At 51.6% G+C, this 19,986-nt stretch carries 14 protein-coding genes and 1 pseudogene; 13 read left to right on the top strand and 2 right to left on the bottom strand.

Features of this window, described 5'->3' with window-relative positions; translation table 11 throughout:
* The first annotated feature begins 33 nt into the window (after positions 1-33).
* Positions 34-5,679 carry a CIA30 family protein gene (locus I8J30_RS22650; protein WP_210661998.1) on the top strand — a complete coding sequence of 1,882 codons (5,646 nt, stop codon included), beginning with the start codon at positions 34-36 and terminating at the stop codon, positions 5,677-5,679.
* Between the two features lie 103 nt (positions 5,680-5,782).
* Here the strand turns inward: I8J30_RS22650 and I8J30_RS22645 are convergent, their stop codons facing one another.
* On the bottom strand, positions 5,783-7,354 hold the full coding sequence (locus I8J30_RS22645) for a methyl-accepting chemotaxis protein (RefSeq protein WP_210661996.1): 1,572 nt from the start codon (positions 7,352-7,354) through the stop codon (positions 5,783-5,785).
* A gap of 405 nt (positions 7,355-7,759) precedes the next feature.
* On the opposite strand from I8J30_RS22645, the gene I8J30_RS22640 reads away from it, so the two are divergent.
* The 5 genes and pseudogenes from I8J30_RS22640 to I8J30_RS33250 all read left to right on the top strand — a co-directional run bounded on the left by I8J30_RS22640 (position 7,760) and on the right by I8J30_RS33250 (position 11,760).
* Positions 7,760-9,031, top strand: coding sequence for an ABC transporter substrate-binding protein (locus tag I8J30_RS22640; protein ID WP_210661994.1), 1,272 nt, complete (start codon positions 7,760-7,762; stop codon positions 9,029-9,031).
* Between the two features lie 4 nt (positions 9,032-9,035).
* Positions 9,036-10,064 carry a FecCD family ABC transporter permease gene (locus I8J30_RS22635; protein ID WP_091223801.1) on the top strand — a complete coding sequence of 343 codons (1,029 nt, stop codon included), beginning with the start codon at positions 9,036-9,038 and terminating at the stop codon, positions 10,062-10,064.
* The gene (locus I8J30_RS22630; protein WP_210661992.1) at positions 10,061-10,870 is read left to right on the top strand and encodes an ABC transporter ATP-binding protein; all 810 of its coding nucleotides are present in this window, start codon (positions 10,061-10,063) and stop codon (positions 10,868-10,870) included. The genes I8J30_RS22635 and I8J30_RS22630 overlap by 4 nt, the downstream gene beginning before the upstream one ends.
* 29 nt (positions 10,871-10,899) lie before the next feature.
* Positions 10,900-11,286: pseudogene (locus tag I8J30_RS33255) on the top strand (ankyrin repeat domain-containing protein); the annotation flags it as partial.
* A gap of 30 nt (positions 11,287-11,316) precedes the next feature.
* Positions 11,317-11,760: an antibiotic biosynthesis monooxygenase gene (locus I8J30_RS33250; RefSeq protein WP_240548308.1), complete on the top strand. Its 444-nt coding sequence runs from the start codon at positions 11,317-11,319 to the stop codon at positions 11,758-11,760.
* A 935-nt stretch (positions 11,761-12,695) separates the two neighbouring features.
* On the opposite strand, the gene I8J30_RS22620 is transcribed toward I8J30_RS33250, so the two are convergent.
* Positions 12,696-14,171, bottom strand: a complete 1,476-nt coding sequence (locus I8J30_RS22620) for an esterase-like activity of phytase family protein (protein WP_240548294.1) — start codon at positions 14,169-14,171, stop codon at positions 12,696-12,698.
* Positions 14,172-14,400: 229 nt separating this feature from the next.
* Here I8J30_RS22620 and I8J30_RS22615 point away from each other — a divergent pair, with 229 nt between their 5' ends.
* The 7 genes from I8J30_RS22615 to I8J30_RS22585 all read left to right on the top strand — a co-directional run bounded on the left by I8J30_RS22615 (position 14,401) and on the right by I8J30_RS22585 (position 19,941).
* Entirely contained in the window at positions 14,401-14,805 is a 405-nt protein-coding gene (locus tag I8J30_RS22615) for a DUF4259 domain-containing protein (RefSeq protein ID WP_210661989.1), read from the top strand.
* A gap of 190 nt (positions 14,806-14,995) precedes the next feature.
* Positions 14,996-16,162 carry an outer membrane lipoprotein-sorting protein gene (locus tag I8J30_RS22610; RefSeq protein ID WP_210661987.1) on the top strand — a complete coding sequence of 389 codons (1,167 nt, stop codon included), beginning with the start codon at positions 14,996-14,998 and terminating at the stop codon, positions 16,160-16,162.
* A 171-nt stretch (positions 16,163-16,333) separates the two neighbouring features.
* A complete protein-coding gene (gene alr / locus I8J30_RS22605; RefSeq protein ID WP_210662195.1) occupies positions 16,334-17,509 on the top strand; it encodes an alanine racemase in 1,176 nt (391 codons plus the stop codon).
* A gap of 236 nt (positions 17,510-17,745) precedes the next feature.
* A complete protein-coding gene (locus tag I8J30_RS22600; protein WP_090644307.1) occupies positions 17,746-18,027 on the top strand; it encodes a CopG family ribbon-helix-helix protein in 282 nt (93 codons plus the stop codon).
* A 3-nt stretch (positions 18,028-18,030) separates the two neighbouring features.
* A complete protein-coding gene (locus tag I8J30_RS22595) occupies positions 18,031-18,381 on the top strand; it encodes a type II toxin-antitoxin system PemK/MazF family toxin (protein WP_090581240.1) in 351 nt (116 codons plus the stop codon).
* Between the two features lie 169 nt (positions 18,382-18,550).
* Positions 18,551-19,249, top strand: coding sequence for a hypothetical protein (locus I8J30_RS22590; RefSeq protein WP_210661985.1), 699 nt, complete (start codon positions 18,551-18,553; stop codon positions 19,247-19,249).
* 14 nt (positions 19,250-19,263) lie between these two features.
* The gene (locus I8J30_RS22585) at positions 19,264-19,941 is read left to right on the top strand and encodes a hypothetical protein (protein WP_210661983.1); all 678 of its coding nucleotides are present in this window, start codon (positions 19,264-19,266) and stop codon (positions 19,939-19,941) included.
* The last annotated feature ends 45 nt before the right edge of the window (positions 19,942-19,986 follow it).

Genomic DNA, 19,986 nt, shown 5'->3' with positions numbered 1-19,986 from the left:
CTCCACACATTCCATGTTCGGGAGGTAACGATCTTGTTCAAACGTTATATACCTATCCTGATGACCCTGGCTCTCACGGTGTCATCTTTTTTATCGGTTTTTTCCGTCCCTCAGCGGGCTGAGGCAGAGGATTTGCCTGCAGCCGCATCGGCTTTTGAGCATTTCATTACGCGTGACGGCGATACATTGAAGGACGGCGGGGCGGCGTTCCGGTTTATTTCGGCCAACGTGCCAACGCTTAGCATGATCGAGGATATTTATTGGCGGGTTCCGACGGCATGGGAGCAGGAGGATGCCTTCAAAGCACTCGTTCAATTGGGCGGAACGGTAACGCGGCCGTATGTGCTGTCCGTGAAGAAAGCGGACGACACGACGGAGGAGCGGGCTGTTATGGGGCCGGCAACCCCGGATGGCCCGCTGCAGTTTAACGAAGAGGTGTTCAAAGCGCTGGATAAAATGCTGCAGCTGGCCAATCAGTACGGCGTGCGCATTATTCTGCCGTTCGTCGATCAGTATCAGTGGCAAGGCGGCATTAAGGAGTATGCGGCTTTTCGCGGCAAGAGCGAAGCGGCCTTCTGGAGCGATCCGCAGCTGATTGCGGACTTTAAGTCGGTCATTGCTCACGTGCTGAACAGGGTGAACAGCTATACTGGCGTGGCGTATAAGGATGACCCTGCAATCCTCGGCTGGGAGACTGGCAACGAGCTGGTGCCGGCGTCACAAGCATGGACCAGCGATATTGCGGCTTACATTAAAAGCCTGGATACGAATCACTTGGTCATCGACGGCAAATACGGCATTGACGATGCTTCGCTGAACGATCCAAACATTGACATCGTCTCCAACCACTATTATCCGGACCATTACTCCGATTATGGCGCGCAGGCTAATCTGGATATGGGCAAAGCACGCGGCAAGAAAGCCTTCATCATTGGCGAGTTCGGCTTTAAACCGACGGCGCAGGTGGACGATTTCTTAAGCATCGTGGAGGAAAGCGGTGCAAGCGGCGCTATGATCTGGAGCTTGCGCATGCATAACCGCGACGGCGGCTTCTACCCGCATACGGAGAGTGTGAAGGATGGCGTCTTCTACGGCGCTTACCGCTGGCCGGGCTTCCCTTCCGGCGACGGCTTCGATGAGACGAATCTGCTGCGGACATTAAGCAAACATGCTTATCACATCCGCGGCATTGACGAAGTTCCGCCGTTGCCGGTTCCAGATATGCCGCAACTGCTGCCTATCGACGAGGTCTCCACGATATCTTGGCTTGGCTCCGCGGGAGCAAGCTCGTATACCGTTGAACGCGGTGATGCGGCGGATGGACCTTGGCATGTCGTTGGCGACCGGGTTTCCGATGCGGTCGAGGGGGAGACGCAGCTGTTCCATGACACATCTGCCGTAACGGGCGCGTCTTATTACTACCGATTGAAGGCGAACAATGCATCCGGTTCATCCGATTATTCGGCTGTGGCCGGTCCGGTTGTCGCCAAACATGTTATCAAGGATGTCATGCGCAACTTCTCGCAGCTGTATGACTATTCGACCGACTTGGAATTCGAAGCGAAGAATCCGTCTCGATTCGGCGGCGATCCTTCGCGGCTCAAGCAGCTCGAAACCTCTCAGGAGCAGTACATTACGTACGCGCTGCCGACATCTGATACGGGCGTGACGGGGCTGAAGATGAAGCTAACAGCCTATATTGACCCTGCGAAGCTGGCTTCTTCCGCTTATAGCATGTTCACATCCGCAGACGGAGAGTCCTATGAGGCACTTGAAGTTACGCCGGTCGATAACGGCGGGCCGTGGCATCAGGTTGAGTATTCCGGCAGTCTGCCGGCAATGGCGAAGTTTGTGAGAATCGTGTTCCCAAGCGACTACAGCGCTTCTGAGCTTGGAGAAGTGGATATCGAGTACGGCACGGATGGCAGCGCGCTGACCTTCCCGGATTCGATCCAGCGTCCGGAGCTGGCAAACGGCGTGTTGATCGATGATATGAACAATTTTGTCAAAATGAACGACCGCAGCATCAACCTCAGCTTCAGCACCGACAACCCGGATGCGTTTTTTGGCGGCGATAACAAACGGCTTGTCCGCAGCACCGATACGGAAGAGTACTTCCAGTACAAGACGAGCGGCGACATGAATTACTTCAAGCTGCTTACGTATGCAAGGCAGGAACCGAGCGCGTATTTGGTGGGGGATTTCAAGTTCTTCACGTCTGCGGACGGGGTTAGTTTTACGGAATACGGCACGGCCGTGAAAGCGAGCAAAGGCGGGGACGGCTGGTGGACGCGCACCGAGTATACGGCTTATAAGCTGCCTGCCGGAACGCGGTACTTGAAGGTGCAGTTCCCGTTGAGTAAAGCGGATCAGACCTGGAACCCGCAGGTCAGCAGAATTGCGATCGGCGTAGGCGACGAGAAGCTGGATGCACCGTCCGAGCTGTCGAAGAGCCAGCTCATTGATGGATTTGACGGCTATAGCGGCTCGAGTGCGGCACTTCGCAGTGCCTATGCCGTGAATAATTCCGGTTCGCCGATTACGCTCACCTTGGATGCTTCGCATAAGAACGAAGGCGATTATGGCTTGAAGCTGGAGACCTCTATGAGCCAAGGCTGGGGCGGACTGGAGATGGCGCTGGACAATGCCGACTGGTCAGGGAACAGCGGCATCCAGTTCTGGGTTCAGCCAACGGGCGCCGATATGGGCGTTACGCTGCAGCTAACGGAGGGCATGGATACGGCAGGCGAGGTGTGGAAGACGGATCTGCGGATTTCCGGTACAGACCCGGTTCTCGTGCAAGTTCCATTCAGCCGATTCTACATTCCGCAGTGGTGGAAGGATAGTCACGCATCGCAAGGCAACGGCATGATCGATGCCGGTAAGGTAGCTTCCTTTGGACTTTACGTGGACGGCGTGCCGGCGGAGAATTATGCGGTTTATTTTGACAGCATCAAGCTATACCGGCTTCCGACGATCGATACCTTTGAATCGTATGAAGGCGACGATTCACGTTTGCAGGCGGCCTATACGCCGAATTCCGGCGGGGATGCGGTGAGCTTGTCTCTCTCCTCTTATGTGAAGGCCGGCGGAGAATACGGGCTGCAGCTGGATTATGCCCTTACGGATGCGAAGGGCTATGCAGGCGTTTCGAAGAATATGGAAGGCATCGATTGGAGCGGCAACAATGGCATCGAGCTGTGGTATAAGCCAGATGGCCGGAACCGCGGGATCACCGTGCAGTTTAAAGAAACAAGCGGCGAGTACTGGGAAGCGAAGCTTCGTGTCTCGGGGGATGAAGCAAGGCTTGTGCGAATTCCGTTCCATGTCTTTGCCAGACCGGGTTGGAACGCGCCTGTCAATGGCGTGATCGACCTGGGTTCCATTGCAGAATTCTCTCTCTATGTGGAGAAGGGCGGCAGCGGAGCGGGTGCAGGGACGCTGTATTTCGATTCCATTCAAGTAGCGAAAGTCGGTGCTATCGATGGCTTTGAATACTACCAGGGCTCAAACAATCTCGCATCTATAGCTTATGTGAGTAAAAGCGACGGCGATGAAATGGTTATAAGTTTGGACGCGGCGCATAAGTCCGAAGGGGATCACGGCCTTAAGCTGGCCTATACGCTGACGGATGAGAAGGGCTATGCCGGCGTGACCAAAGCGCTTGGCGGAATGAATTTAGCCTCCGGCGGCAACGCCCTTTCGCTGTGGCTCCAATCGGATGGTTCGCAGAACGGCGTCACGCTGCAGCTGAAGGACGCGGACGGCGATTATTGGGAAGCGCAGCTGATTCCTGGCGGAACGGAAGGCGCTGTTTATGAAGTGCCGTTCAGCGGGTTTGCGCGTAACCAATGGTCAAGCGGAGACGGCTTGCTCTCCCTGTCGGCGCTGGCCGAATACTCGATCTTCGTCAATAAAGGCGCGGGCTCGGCAGGCAGTCATGTGCTTTATGTCGATGATCTGAAGCTCGGGAATGTCCCGATTATCGACAACTTCGACTATTATGGCGGTGGCGAGCTGCTTGCGCAGAAAGCTTACACGAGCAATACGTGGGGCGGACCGGTTACATTGACGCCTGACAGCGAGCATAAGGAAGCCGGCAAGTTTGGTCTTCGTTATTCGTACACGCTGACTGCGGCTACGAACTTTGCCGGGATGACGAAGAACCTGAACGGCATGTCTTGGGCGGGCTATGACGGTGTCTCTTTCTGGCTGACACCGGACGGATCGGGCCGCAAGCTGACCATTCAATTTATTGAACCGGATGGCGAAGCATGGGAGGCTTACCGCGTGCTGTCGGGTACGGAAGCCGGCATCTTGAAGCTTCCATTCTCCGAATTCCGGCATGCGCCTTGGAATACGAAAGGCAATGGCATCATTGATCTTGGCTCCGTCGCAGAGTTCTCGTTATACATTAATCAAGGAGATGGACCGGTCGGCGACGGTACGCTCTATGTGGATTCGATAGGGGTATACAAAGCAGCTGTTGATCCGGAAGATCCGGATGATGGCGATGGTGGACCGGGCTATGTCTATGTGCCGGATCAACTGCTGCAGAACCAAGAGAAACTGAGCGAGGCTGCAGTGAAAAGCGGCAGTAAGGATGGCAAAGTCTCTGTTACGCTGCAAGGCGGTAAGAATGAATTGCTGATTCCCGCGGCTCTGGCGAGTACGTTTGGGAGCAATACCCTTGTGGTGGATGCTCAAGGAGCGAAGGCTTCAATCGCTCCTGAGGTGCTGCAAGCTTTACTTGCGCAAGTGGAGCCGAATGCACGCGGGGAAGCGATGATTTCTCTCCAAATTGCAACGAAAGAGCAGAATGCCGACGGAGCTCCTTTGCAAGAGGGTTATCGTTTGGAAGGTAAAGTCTATCAACTGGAGCTCACTATCGTAACGAAGGACGGGAAGCAGCATAAGCTTGCGAAGTTCGAGAGGCCTGTCATTCTTACCATTCCGGTAGACATTGGATCGGCCGGACAGCCGGAGCTCCTGGGCATCTACTATTTCAACCCGACTTCCGGTGCTTGGGAGTATGTCGGCGGTCAAGTCGATAAGCAGGCAGGCAGCATCTCTGCACCGCTCTCTCATTTCAGCACCTATGCGGCTATGACGTATAAGAAGACATTTAAAGATATGCCGGCTACACATTGGGCTTATGCAGCTGTTACGGAAGCGGCGGCGCATCATCTGGTGAAAGGTGTCGGCGACGATAGCTTCGCGCCGACGCAAGCGATCAGCCGTGCGGCATTTGTTCAGCTGATGGTGAATGTTTTGCAGCTATCGGCAGATAAAGGTGCGAAACAGGTCTTCGCCGATGTCGCTGCAGATAGCTGGTACGCGGATGCTGTAAATGCCGCGTATAAACATGGATTGATCCAGGGCAGAAGCGCTGATCGATTTGCCCCGCAAGCGACAATCAGCCGCCAGGAGATGGCGGCGCTGATCAACAGAATGCTCGCTTTCAGCGGCAAGAAACAAGCTGCCGGCACCGCTTCGGCAGCAGAGGCACAGCCGTTCGCGGACGCGGAGCAGATTGCTTCGTGGGCGAAAGAAGACGTGAAGCAAGCGGTTGCTTCGGGATTAATGCAGGGAACCGGAGAGAATCAATTCTCACCTCTCGGCACTGCGACTCGCGCAGAAGCCGTGCAGGCGATTATCAATTTCGTGCATCGCCAATAGCTATGACGAAAGGCCGGCTGCGGATGCAGCCGGCCTCTTCATTTTGTTAATTTCAGCGGTACGGCCACGGGCTTGAGTAAGACCGGAACCGTACCGATTCTGTTTATACTTTGAAGAAATTGATGTTCTTGTTGAGCTCTTCCGACAGGTGCGCAAGCGTTTGCGAGGAGCTTGCCGTTTCTTCGGCTGCAGCCGCGGATTCTTCGCTTGCTGCCGCGATCGTTTCAACGGCGCGCATGACTTCTTCGGATTGCGCGGCTTGCTCTTCGCTCGCTGCCGCAATTTCAGTCACCTGGTCGGCAGTCTCGCTGACCATGCGTACGATGCTTTCGAAGGTTTGACCGGTCTTGGACGTTTGCAGCGTCGCATGCTCCATCGCTCTTAAGCTTTGATCGGTATTATGCTGCATGCCTTTAATGATCTCGGCGATTTGCTGCGTAGCTTCGCTGCTGCGTTCGGCCAGCTTGCGAACTTCGTCGGCAACAACGGCAAACCCGCGTCCTTGGTCGCCGGCACGCGCCGCTTCAATTGCAGCATTAAGGGCAAGCAAATTCGTTTGTTCGGAAATTTCGTCGATAACCTCAATGATTTGACCGATCTTCTGCGAGTCTTTCTCCAGCAATTGCATTTGGGCGGAAAGGTTCTCCATGCTTTGCACCGATGCGCTGACCGTATCGCTGCCGTCCTCGGCACCGCGCTTTGTTTTGTCGGACAGTTCGGCCACGACAGATGCTTTGTTCGCAACATCGTTAACGGCGATTGACATTTCGCGTACAAGCTCGCTGATCACTTGGGCCGACTCTGCTTGCTCCGTGCTTCCTTTAGCAATCTCTTCCGTCGTAGCGGAGATTTCTTCGGAAGCCGCGGCCACGCTCTGTGCGGATGTGACAGTATGGCTGATCAGCTGCCGCAAATTATCCATCATATCATTGAACGCGGCGGCAAGCGTGCCAAGCTCGTCCTTGCTCTTGGTGACGGCTTGTTCGCGCAAATCGCCTTTTGCCGCTTTCGTTGCTACGTTGAGAATGGAACGAATCGCTCTTACCATGGATTCGGAGATTAATAAAGCAAGGCTAACACCTACTGCTATGGCGAAGATGCCAAAGCCGATGATAAGCGATTTGCCGACTTTATTCGTTTGCGCGGCGCTGTCCACTTCCGCTTTAACGCCATCATTATTGAACACGATCCAGCGTTCGAAGTCTGCGGTTACCTTCTTGCGCTGCGGGGTTAGCTCATTGACAAGTGCATATCCCTTTTCAGGTTCATTGTCTATTCTCGCTTGAATAATTGGCGGCAGCATATCGGAGTAAGCTTGCATGTTGGCGCGGAGTGAGTTAAAAATTTCAGTTTCCTCCGGTGAGATAAGGAGGTGCTCATAATCCGATAGCCCCTTCATTGCTTTATCCATATTTTCGTTAATGGTTTGTTCAATATTTGCGATTCCGGCAGGATCGCTTTCCAAGTTAATTTTATTGATATTAACGCGCGCTTCCATGAAGTTATCCTTAATGACCCCGATATTATTAAGACTCGGCAACCAGTTGGTTTGAAGAATGGAGCTGGATTTCTGAAGCGACCCCATTTGCACAATGGCTAGTACCCCGATCCCGGTCAGCAGTGCAAGAATTGCAAGAAAGCTGGACATTAGTTTTACGCGTATGGACAATTTCACATGGTTCACTCCTGTTTGATAGGATTAGGTATTTCTTTGTTACTAAAGATACATGGAAAGTGTTAAAACAAATGGGTAAAAACTATTTGATTTCTGTATGGAATTGGGTAAGAGCAGGTTCATTTCACGATCAATTGCTAGGAAAGTGCGAGGTAAGGTCAGACTGAGCAATAGAGCTTGCTCGCCGTATAAACATAGGGATGAGAGGTTCGTAGTTTAGCGGTGAATCCGGTGCAGTTTCTATGAAAATGAGGCATATAATAGAAGGGAAAATTCGAGCTGCAAGCATCGTCTTACTTGTTAAAGTTTCATTACAAATTATCATTGACAATGAGAATCATTATCGATTATCATTGTTTGTATTAATTGAGATTGATTATCATTATTATTAGGGAGAGTGGTCATGTGTTTTCCAAAGTTTTAACTCGTTCATTACTAGCTGCATCGGTGCTTGCGGCTCCATTAGCAGCAGGGTCAAGTCAACCAGCGCAAGCAGCAAGTTCATCTATCAGCGTTACTCTTGATGGGAAATCCGTTTCGCTCGATGCCGCTCCTAAAGTGATTAACGGCAGAACGCTTGTACCATACAGCAGCCTTGTTCAAGCACTTGGCGGTCGTGCGACATGGGATGCTAAGAATAAAGCAGTTTCCGCTGTTCAAGGCAGCGTTACGGTTAAACTGACAGTCGGCTCTACTTCCGCATACATAAACGGCGAATTGAAATCGCTGGATTCCGCGCCATTGATCGCAGACGGCAAAACATACGTTCCGCTTCGTCTGATCTCTGAAGCTTTTGGCAAATGGGTTACATACAATAAGAACTTCAATTCCGTTGCCATTAACAGCACAATGACAGTGACGACAAGCACCGGCGCATTCACGCTGAAGAAGAAACCAAGCCGTATCGTAACGCTGTCTTCCTCCGATACCGAAATCATTTATGCACTGGGCAGCAAAGTTGTCGGCCGTTCCACTGCAATCGGCAAAGTGTTCCCTTCTGAAGCTGCGTCTGTTCCGGAAGTGGGAAGCTCGCACGGCATTAATTTCGAGAAACTGGCTACATTGAAACCGGATCTGGTTATCGCAAGCCCTGCACTTAAAACGCAACAGGCGACGATTGAGAAGCTTGGCGCGCAAGTGATGTTTAACTCCCACAATACCTTTACGGAAATTCAAGCTTCCGTTAAACTTTACGGCCGCATTCTTGGTCAGGAAACGAAAGCCGCACAGCTGATTGCTAAGATGAACAGCGACGTAGCAGGTTTGAAAAAACCGGCTAAAGCACCGAAAACGTTGATCGTTTACGGCGCGCCGGGCAGTTTTGTTATTGCGCTTCCTACAAGCTACCCGGGCAACTTCTTGGAGCTGGCAGGCGGTAAGAACGTAGCTTCTTCGTTCAAAGGCATGGATGGCATGCCGCAATACGCGGAGCTGAGCCTTGAGCGGATCGTAGCTGCTAATCCGGACATTATTCTATTCATTACGCATGGCGATGCAGCAGATGTAAAAGCAAGCTTTAAGAAAGAGTTCGAAACCAATGCGGCTTGGAAGAGCTTGCCTGCCGTGAAGAATGACAAGTTCGAAGTGCTGCCTTCTGATCTGTTCGCTGCAAACCCGGGCATCAGAGCGCCGCAAGCGATCGAAACAATCAATAAACTGCTTCTGACGGTGGATTAATCCCATGGCTACAATCGTAACCGGACAAAGAGCGCAAGAGGTGCGGACCTCGAGAAGTATTCGCAGAGGCAGTGTTCTAATTATTAGTCTTGTCCTGCTGCTGCTTGCAGGGTTGTATGGCTTGATGTCAGGCTCAATTCCGATTCCGGCGCGCGAGGTGTGGAGCTCTTTGCTTCACGCCTCCGACTCGGAATCGAGGCAAATTGTTTGGAATCTCAGACTCCCGCGTGTATTGACCGGCATGCTGGCAGGCATCTGCCTGGCGATCTCAGGCACCTTCTTGCAAGGTGTCTTCCGTAATCCGCTTGCTGATCCCGGTATTATCGGCGTTTCCTCGGGCGGCGGGCTTGCGGCAGTTGTCATTATGATTTTGTTCCCCGAGAAAATCGCTTATTTGCCCATCGCGGCTTTCCTTGGCGCACTTGCAGCAGCAGCAGTCGTCTATGCTCTATCGTGGAAAGGCGGCGCTTCACCGATCCGGTTGATTTTGGCGGGAGTTGCGGTCAATTCACTGCTCGGCGCGGCGATGACGGCGCTTATGATTTTGAACAGCGAGAAGGTTCAATCCGTTCTGCCTTGGATGTCGGGCAGCTTGAACGGACGGAGCTGGCCTCATTTTCAAACGCTGCTGCCGTATGCCGTTATTGGCATCATCGCTTCGATCTTCTTGATTAAGACAGCCAACCTGCTCGTCCTCGGTGACGACGCGGCTAAGCTGCTCGGAAGCCGAGTGGAAATCGGAAGATTGCTTATTATTTTGCTGTCTACGTTTCTGGCGGGTGCTTCGATCAGCATCGTTGGGATGGTCGGCTTCGTCGGTCTTGTCGTCCCGCATATCGTTCGGCTGTTAGTCGGCAATGATTATCGGATTCTGCTGCCTATTTCAGCCATTGGCGGAGGAACGTTAGTCATGGCCGCGGATACGGCCGCGCGCAGCTGGTTTGATCCGATTGAGTTCCCGGTGGGTATTTTACTTGCACTTCTCGGTGCGCCTTTCTTCCTCTATTTGCTTAGGAAAGGGGTCAGACGATGAATCCTGCAATAGCTGCTGATCAATTAAAGTATGGCTATGAGCGTTCTGCTCCGATTGTGAACGGCTTCAATCTTAAGGTTGCTGCCGGAGAATGGCTCGGTATCGTCGGTCCTAACGGCTCGGGGAAATCGACCGTTCTGCGCATGCTGGCAAGACTTGCTACCCCTCAATCAGGTAAGATTGAGCTGGAGGGCCGGGATCTTGCAAGCATGGACAACAAATCCGTTGCGAGAACGATGACGATGCTTGCTCAAACACAGGAAGGCGCCTTAGATATTACGGTGCGCGACCTTGTTCGCAGAGGGCGTAATCCTCATTTGAAATGGTACGAAGAATGCAGAGGCCCGCACGAGGAAGTGGTGGATTGGGCGCTGCAGGTTACCAGCATGACGAGGCTGCAGCATCGTTCCCTGTTGGAATTATCGGGCGGAGAGCGTCAGCGTTCGTGGCTTGCCATGTGTATGGCACAGACGCCGCGGGTTCTGCTGCTGGATGAACCGACGACGTATTTGGATATCGCGCATCAATTGGAATTGATGGAGCTGATCCGCAGCTTGAATCAGGATCAAGGCATCACGGTTGTGATGGTCCTGCATGATTTGAATCAAGCGGCTCGTTTCTGCGACCGGATTGTGGCCATGAAGAGCGGGGCGATCGTAAGGCAGGGGACGCCGGGCGAAGTTTTCCGCGTGGAGTTCTTCCGCGAGGTGTTCGGCATCGAAGCTAAAGTTTACTACGATGATGGTGTTCCGGTTTATTTGCCAAGCGGTATTGTAAACAAACAGCCTCATGAAGCGACAGCATAAATTTGAGTTATAATGAGGAGGAGATTCGATTGGCTAAACCAGCTTTAAGCACCGAATTGGTACGGGAATTCGTAGGCGCAGCACACGCGGATTTGAATAAGGTCCAAACTTTGCTTGCGCAAGAGCCTGCTCTATTGCACGCCTCCATGAACTGGGGCGGCGATGATTGGGAGACAGCTCTGGGAGCGGCTTCTCATGTTGGACGCCGTGACATTGCAGAGTGGCTGTTGTCCAAAGGTGCACGGATCGACTTATTTGCTGCCGCTATGCTGGGTGACCTGGAAGTGATCAAATCGACACTTACCAAATATCCGGAATCGATTCATGCGCGTGGACCGCACGGCATTACGCTGCTGCAGCATGCGATGATTGGCGGCGAGCAAGCGAAAGAGGTTGTCTCGTTTTTGAAGTCGCTCTTGAATATCGAGGAGAAAGGGAGTAGAACGATGATCGTAGTTGAGAATCGCATTGAAGTTCGTGTCGGCTTTGCAGAGGCGGTATTGGAACGCTTCAAGACGCCTAAGAGCGTACATACATTCCCTGGATTTGTCCGGATGGATGTTCTTCATGCCGTCGTTTCGGAAGAAACCGAAGAGATTCGCGTATGCACAACTTGGGAGAAGGAAGAAGATTTCCAAGCTTGGGCCAACAGCGATTCTTTCCGCCATGCCCATACACGCCGTGAGGCAGCTCAAGGTTCCCCTCATGGTCAAGGGCAAGGTCATGGACACGGTCAAGCACATGGCCAAGGCCAAGCGCATGGCCAAGGCCACGGCCAGCCGGCTGCGGAAGCAGCAGCAGGTCCGATCGTCGGCAACAAAGTGACCATCTATCAAGTTGTGGTCTCCCATTTACCGGAGTCCGCGCCGGTTGAATCAGGCGCTAACTAATGTGAAGATCCAGAGAAGAAGCCTCCGTTATGGGGGCTTCTTCTTTGTCGAGAAACCTAGCGAAAACCCATCGAGCCTGCTCCGAGAAACCCATCGAGCCTGCTCCGAGAAACCCATCGAGCCTGCTCCGAGAAACCCACCGAGCACCCTACCAGCCTTCTGCTCAATTGCCCGCCTCCCGTCCCTGCAGGCGGTTCGAAAGATAAAATCCCCTGCCGGGTTGGGAGGTGCTGAATTCTAACGGTTGAAATAACGCTTATTTGGTCTTTTTTTGCTTTGTATTTTCTCTAACGGTTACCAGAGGCCGTATTTGTCCTTTTTCAGGTAGAATCCATACCTAAATCGCGAAATAGCCTCTCTGGCAGCCGTTAAAATTGTTGGACGCCGAAAAAGGGGAGATTAGGCGCTCTGGCAACCGTTAGACTTCGATGAGCGACTTTCGAAGACACAGAAGCCTCTATTATGGAGGCTTCTTTTTTGGTAGCTCCGTATTTTTACGTGAGAGTAGGAAAAACCGTCTCTCGGTGTCCAAAACGCGGCGAAAAGAAGCTGAAAGTCGTGAAAACCGACTCCCAACCATCGAACTAACTACATTTCCACAGATTATGATGGTGAAAGTAGGAAAAACCGTCTCTGGGAGTCCAAACCGCGGCGAAAAGAAGCTGAAAGTCGTGAAAACCGACTCTCAGCCATTAAACTAACCACATTGCCCAGATTATGATGTTGAGAGTAGGAAAAACCGTCTCTCGGAGTCCAAACCGCGGCGAAAAGAAGCTGAAAGTCGTGAAAACCGACTCTCAGCCATTGAACTATCCACATTGCCCCAGATTATGATGTTGAGAGTAGGAAAAAGTCGTCGCACGGCAATTCCATAGCTAACTAAAAGAAGGGCTGCCCTAGTCATCTAAGACGACCGGGACAGCCCTTCATGCGTATTACCACATCTCTTTTACTTTGATTACCCACACTTGCGTTTGTTTGTCAGTGATTTTGAGGACGCCGTTAGCATCGTATTCGCCAACGCCGAAGTCGTTATCATTGGCGATAACAAGCGTGTTCTTGTTCAGCACGGTCAAACCTTCGAATTTCTCGAACGGATAATCGAGCGTCGTCAGATCCACAACCAGCTCTTTCGGCGCCGTTGTAACGTTCAGCGCTTTCCAATCCGATATACCTTCAACGTTTCCGCTTGCCGCTGCGTTGTTAAGGATGTTCGTTGCTTTCGCAAGGTCGATCCGGTAAACGCGTTTGATTTGCGCTGCCGCTCCTTCGTTCTTATCACGCTCATCAACGAGCAGCACATCATCCGACAGTGCTTGCAGATCGGAGATGACAACGTCCTTCTGCGAAACGTTCACGAATGATTTTGCATCCTCAGCTACATAAACATATTCGCCAACAAGCTTCTTCGTAGCCAGATCCATTTTCAAAATGCGCAGATTGCGAGAAGCCTCACCTGTCGCTTTATCCGGCACAGCCATCGGGCTTTGGATGGAAGCGTAGAGGAATTTGCCGTCAGGACTGATCGTAACGCCTTCAAAGCCGCGGTTGATGATCCGTTTGGAATAGACAGCCGGGATCGATTCAATGACCGGAATTTGTGCGTTTGCGAGCTTCGCTTTATCGCCTACAGGGACATAACGGCTGATAATCGTACCATCACGTTTCAATTGAATGAGCGAAGGGCGGTACTCATCGGACATCCAGAACGTGTCATCTGTTGGGCTGTACGCGATGCCTTCGAGATCGAGTCCGTCAGGATCAAGCGGCAGCAAGGTCTTGCCTGTATTGTCGTAGGATTTCTCATCGGAGGCGATGTTGCTTAGACCGGTCGTGAATCGGCTTCCCGATACGACGCCTTTTGTGCCTTCCGGAAGAAGCAGCTTGGTCGTCTCGAGAATGTTCACGGAGCTGCCCTCAAGCTTGATTTTATAGAAACGAGGTACATAATCCTGCACCGGGAATGTGCGGTTAACCGTCTTGTCGATTGTAATTTGTCCGTTTGGTCCGCGGTCAGCCAGTGTATAGAAGACATTGTCCGGATCGCCCGGCATATGGTACAGACCGGAAAAGCCGCCTTCCTTCAAGCCGAGTCCAAGGCTCGGAGGGTTCGTCCACGTGTATTTGCCAGCAACGTAAGGATACGCGCGTAAGGTCACTTTCTTATTCTTGCTGTCCCAAGCCACTTCTTGCCCAAGTGCCTCGCCCATCGCTCTCACCGGCACGTATAAGCTGCCATTGATCGTGACCGCATCTTTATCCAGCTTCACTTCGGTATCGCCTGTAAACAGCTTGATTTGGACTGCAAGTGCTTTGAGCGCGGTGTCGGCAGCTTGTGCAATTTGCGCGCTCCCCATAACGATGCAAGCAGCGCCTGCAACGGCAACCCATTTCTTTGTTACGGCTTTCATTCCCATCTCTCCTCTATTATACGTACTGGCAGAGCCATATCTCTGATCAATATAGAGGAGAATAATTAAGCTAATATGATAGCGAATTGAAGAAATTGTAAAAGGAACGCTTTTCGAAAGCGCCAGTCTCATGGCAATCTTGTTGAGTTTCGGGCAGCAGGATTGTTTTTATCCCTCACGAATACTTCATAGATCGATACCTAAATTCACAAATTGGAGTGTGCCAGTCATGGGAGCATGGGGAACCGGAATATTCGAGAATGATGATGTATTGGATTGGAAAGCGGAGCTCCTTGATTCCGAAGGTCTCGAGATGATCGCGGAGACCCTTGAAACGGTGATGGACGAAGAGTATATAGAAGTGGATTTAGCATCTAATACGCTGGGCGCAATTGAAATTCTTGCAGCCCTGCAGGGTAAGCCGGGCGAGGAACTGAAGCGTGACTCAGGTGAAGTCGAAGAGCTTAAGGAATGGATCGAGCAGCATCAAGGCCAGGGGAAAAGCTTATTACCACTTGCAAAGAAAGCGATTAAGAAGATAAAAAAGGATTCTGAGCTTAAAGAACTTTGGGAAGAATCAGAAGATCACGAAGCCTGGCTGCACGTAATAAAGGACTTGGAAAGTCGCTTGTAAGTTAAAAGCACGCAGTGGAGAGCCTTTCGGGGCTCTTCTTTTTTATATCGATATCGATCCGCAAGCTTGTCATGCTAGTCTGCATAATTGTCCAAGTCCTCTCATAGACATAGTACAAGTCAAGCGTAAACGGCTTTCGTCAATGTGCAATTCCGGATACGTTTAAAATTTGTGATGAGGGGTGGATCTCATGCGTCGTCGATTCAGTTTAATCGCAGCTATTTTGCTTTGCCTTACGGCGGTGCTCGCAGGCTGCGGGACTAAGGACGCGGAATCGGTTGTCAAGGAATTGGACAAAACACTAACTAACTTGGGCAGCTACCATGGCAAAGGCACGATGACGCTGTTTACGGGCCAGCAGCCGCTGGAGTATCAGGTGGATGTTTCTTATCAGAAGCCGCAATACTATCGCATCGCTTTGACGAACGCGAAGAAGGACATCACGCAAATCGTGTTGCGCAACGATGAGGGCGTTTTTGTCTTGACGCCGCGCCTGAATAAAGTGTTCCGCTTCCAGAGCGATTGGCCGGCCAACCAAGGCCAAGTGTATCTGTATCAAACGCTGGTCCAAAGCATCCTGCTCGACAACTCGCGCCAATTCGCAGTGGACAACGATGCTTATGTATTTGATGTCATGGCTAATTATCAGAACGGATCGCTGGCAAGGCAGAAGATTTGGCTGAACAAATCCGACTATGCCCCGAGCAAAGTGGAAGTCAGCGATGCCAATGCAGCCGTGATGGTATCCGTCAAATTCGATTCCTTCGAATTCGGCTCCAAGCTCGAGAAGAGCGTGTTTGATACGCAGACGAATATGGGCGCGGCAGCCGACAAACCGACAACAGCCGAGCCGGATTCCGATCAAAGCAATACGAATGTAAATGCAGAGACCGATACGAATACAGATGCGAATACGAACAATTCAGTCGATTCCGATGCAACCGCGAATCCGGACAATAACGGAACGAGCAGTGAAGAAACCGATGATGGCTCACAGGGTACGCTTGGACCGATCAATAAGGCTTTCACAGCCATGGAACCGTCCTATCTCCCTGATGGCGTATCCGAGAAAGACCAGCAGGATATCGTGTTCGGCGGCAACGCGGGTATCATCATTCGTTATGCAGGCAGCTTCGACTACTCCTTGATTCAAACGCAGCCTAAGGATGTCGCGGTGTCCGCAATGAAAGGTGACTTGATCGATCTGGGCTTTACGTACGGCTCCCTCAGCGGCGACGAACAACGTACGCTGACATGGACATACGACGGCACGGAATTCAGGCTCACAACCGGCAACCTGCCGCAAAATGAAATGATCAAAGTCGCCCAATCCGTACAAGGCGAGATGAGTAAATAGTGTGTACAAAAAACATTTTCCAGCACGAATCGAGCCTGTTCGACCCTCCAATTCATTGACATCAGGAAGCCAAAACGTTTAACATATAGGCTACGGGTTAATAAGATAAACGCCTGCCCTCACCAAGGCGGGCGTTTACTTTTTTGGAAATGAAGGTGGAGCAGGTTGGATGTGAACGCTTATTATCGCCCCACTCGGGCAGAGATATCTTTAGATGCGCTATCTCATAATTTGCAGTCCTTTCGCAAGGCAATGCCTGAAGGCATGCTGCTTATGGCATCGGTGAAAGCGAATGCTTACGGCCATGGTGCCGTCGAAACGGCTCGGGAAGCGGAACGCAGCGGCGTGGACTTTCTCGGTGTCGCTTTTCTGGATGAAGCTCTTCAACTCCGGCAGGCCGGTATTAAGACGAACATTCTGGTGCTTGGCTATGTACCGCCGCAAGGTTTAGCAGCCGCGCGGGATGCGGACATTGCAATTGCGCTTTTTAGTGATGAAATCTTGGAAGCTGCGGCAGCATTGCCGGCAAACGGCAAGAAACTCGCTGTTCATGTGAAAATCGATACGGGCATGGGCCGATTAGGCCTGTTTGCAGGTGATGATGCATTGAGGTTTATTTCGCGCGCGATGGAGCAGCCTGGGATCGATGTCGAAGGGTTGTTCACTCATTATGCGCGTGCGGATGAAACGGACAAAGGCTATACACAGCTGCAATATGAGCGTTTCTCTACGTTCGTCAAACAGCTTAAGGCAGCAGATCTTCATATTCCAATCATTCATGCTGCTAACAGTGCAGCCGGAATTGATACACCGGAGATGGGCGGCGGCATGCTGCGCCTTGGTATTAGCATGTACGGCATCTATCCATCGGAATATGTGAATAAGCAGCGGATCACGCTTCAACCTATACTAACGCTGAAAACCGCAGTGGTTATGGTGAAGGAAGCTCCGAAGGGCTGGGGAATCAGCTATGGTTCACGTTATGTGACGACCGGAGAAGAGAAGATCGGCACACTGCCGGTTGGATATGCGGATGGCTATAGCCGCATGCTGACAGGTAAGGCGGAAGTGCTGCTGCGCGGTCAGCGCGCACCGATACTCGGTACGATTTGTATGGATCAATGTATGATAGCGCTTGATGGTGCTGATCCCTCCGAAGGTCCGGTTCAAGTCGGTGAAGAAGTAGTGCTCATCGGTGGGCAGGGCGACGAAGTAATCTCCGTTGAGGAAGTTGCTGAGAAGCTTGGCACCATCCCTTATGAAGTCACATGCATGGTCGCAGCGCGTGTACCGCGCGTATATTTGCGAGGGCAGCAGGTTGTTGCCGTGTCGAATCCGCTGCTGTAAGCGGCATGAATGAGGCACGAATTACCATCTAAGGATTTTCAATGGATTTAAAGGATTTTATCGTCTTATCTCGAATAATGTTGTTAAGATGTTCTTTGTTGTCGGTCTTAAGCGTTTATCTTCGATGCAGCATACTTGATATACGGTCTGCATACATATGAAGGTGTATAATACGGACCAAACAATGACATACTGTTACTGTTTTTTGCTGGAAATGTTTTGGGGGTGCGAGTTCGGTGGCCAATTTGCAAAATACCAAAAGGATTATGATCAGTTTACCGGATCATTTGCTGGAGGAAGTCGACGGAATCGTCGCCAAAGAAAACTCGAACCGAAGCGAATTCATTCGTCAGGCTATGAAATTGTATTTAATCGAGCGGAAGAAACGACAGATTCGCGATTCGATGCAGCGAGGCTATCTGGAAATGGCAAAAATCAACCTAGTGATGGCGTCGGAAGCTTTTCAAGCGGAGGAAGATGCCGGCGATACGCTCGGCCGACTCGTAAGCGGGGTGTAAAGCTTGATCGTTAAACGCGGCGATGTGTTTTTTGCGGACTTGTCACCTGTTGTCGGTTCTGAACAGGGGGGCGTTCGTCCTGTTCTGGTTATTCAAAATGATATTGGCAATCGCTTCAGCCCAACCGTCATTGTAGCAGCCATTACAGCCCAGATCCAGAAGGCTAAGCTGCCGACGCATGTGGAGATTGATGCGGCATTGCATGGATTTGACCGTGATTCCGTTCTGCTTTTGGAACAAATCCGCACGATTGATAAGCAGCGTCTGACCGACAAAATCACTCACCTGGATGATGAGACGATGCGTAAGGTAGACGAGGCGCTTCAAATCAGTGTCGGTCTAATCGATTTTTGAACGAAAGAGCAATACACGACAGCAGGGCCAGATGGCTCTGTTTTTTTTGTCTTTTTTGATATCCGCAATATCCGCCTTCGGATGTAGCTCATGTTCCATCCTGCGCCGCTGTTTGCAAGCGTCGTTTCACTTCATAATGAAAGTAACATATGGAATGGATGGAGGGGTCATGAGAATGACGACAATGAATCGACCTGATTTTGCAATTGCAGGAGTGGGAACTACGGGCGGAGGAGATTTTCACCGCGTCGAGCTTGAAGGCGTCAGCAAAGTAGACGGAAGCTTGGACTGCTACTCCTTTAAGATGAACGGCCTGGCTAAGGTGAAAGGAAGCATATGTGCAGTAGAGCGCTTCGAAGCGTCCGGCAAGTTGACCGTGGATGGTCCGGTGAAGGCGGCAATGGCTAAAATCGAGGGTCAGGCTACGGTGCGCGGCAATTTGGATTGCGAAGTCCTTCAAGCGAATGGTTTTATCAAAATCGTCGGCGATTGCAGGACGCGCGGATGCGATGTAAGAGGTGCGATGACCGTGGACGGGGTGCTGGATGCGGACCGTCTGACTATTTACATGGATGGCCCGGTACGAGCGGAAGTGATTCGGGCCAAGCAAATCAGCGTCAGTATTACGAAAAGCGGGACAATTAAACGTCTGATGCAATCGATATTACCGGCACCATGGCAAACTCAACTGCGTGCAGATCGCATTGAGGGCGATGATGTCCATTTGGTTGAAACGACGGCAGCGCTTGTGCGCGGCCGACAAGTTAAGATCGGTGCTGGCTGTGTTATTGACCGAGTCGAGTTCGGGTCGGAGCTCATTGTACATCCGGATGCGGTTGTTCGCTCGCGAGAGCGGATTTTCGGCTAGGAGGCGAGGTGAAGATGCAGATGATGACGGGTACAAGAAGAAAAGTGCGGATTACGGGAACAGGCTCGACCTCCGGAGGTTACTACGAGAGCATCCGTGTGTTAGGTGAAGGGCAAGTGCTCGGTTCTATAGAAAGTGAATCTCTCCATAGCATGGGGAACTTGTCCGTTTCAGGCGATTTGAAGGTCGGGCTTTATCGCCAGGTTGGGGAAACGAACGTCCGCGGCGATATTTATGGCGCTCAGATGCATGTGCTTGGCGAGTTGGATGCGGCAGGAAGCATTCGCAGCAAGTCGATGAAGGTCCGGGGACAGCTGGCTGTTCGCGGAGAATGCGAGGCTGAATATTTTGATGTTCGGGGCGGATTCCACATCCATGGTTTAGTAAGCGCAAACGTAGTCGAGATCCGTCCATGGGGACCTTGCCATGCCAAAGAAATTGGCGGCGGACGGATCAATGTTCGGCGGAGCAAGTGGGGCGGAATGAAGCAGTGGTTTTCAAAGCCGCGTTCGATGGAACTGAACAGCGAGTTGATCGAAGGCGAGAACATTTACTTGGAGCATACGACTGCCGATGTTGTCAGAGGAACGAACGTGACCATCGGACCGGGGTGCAGGATCGGGTTAATCGAGTATCGCAAGTCGCTGAAGGTTAGCAAGGGATCGGTTGTGAATGAAGAAATAAAAAGATAACATTTTTTGAGAAAATGACAATTTATGCTAGACAGCGATTATTGG

It is taken from the genome of Paenibacillus lignilyticus (assembly GCF_017942085.1).
Taxonomy (GTDB): domain Bacteria; phylum Bacillota; class Bacilli; order Paenibacillales; family Paenibacillaceae; genus Paenibacillus_Z; species Paenibacillus_Z lignilyticus.
This window is presented reverse-complemented; position numbering and strand designations above follow the sequence as displayed.

Coding starts and splice junctions, on each gene's coding strand:
- I8J30_RS22635 (WP_091223801.1), top strand. CDS start 9,036: ATGGCTACAATCGTAACCGGACAAAGAGCGCAAGAGGTGCGGACCTCG.
- I8J30_RS22630 (WP_210661992.1), top strand. CDS start 10,061: ATGAATCCTGCAATAGCTGCTGATCAATTAAAGTATGGCTATGAGCGT.
- I8J30_RS33250 (WP_240548308.1), top strand. CDS start 11,317: ATGATCGTAGTTGAGAATCGCATTGAAGTTCGTGTCGGCTTTGCAGAG.
- I8J30_RS22620 (WP_240548294.1), bottom strand. CDS start 14,171: ATGAAAGCCGTAACAAAGAAATGGGTTGCCGTTGCAGGCGCTGCTTGC.
- I8J30_RS22615 (WP_210661989.1), top strand. CDS start 14,401: ATGGGAGCATGGGGAACCGGAATATTCGAGAATGATGATGTATTGGAT.
- I8J30_RS22610 (WP_210661987.1), top strand. CDS start 14,996: ATGCGTCGTCGATTCAGTTTAATCGCAGCTATTTTGCTTTGCCTTACG.
- I8J30_RS22590 (WP_210661985.1), top strand. CDS start 18,551: ATGAGAATGACGACAATGAATCGACCTGATTTTGCAATTGCAGGAGTG.
- I8J30_RS22585 (WP_210661983.1), top strand. CDS start 19,264: ATGCAGATGATGACGGGTACAAGAAGAAAAGTGCGGATTACGGGAACA.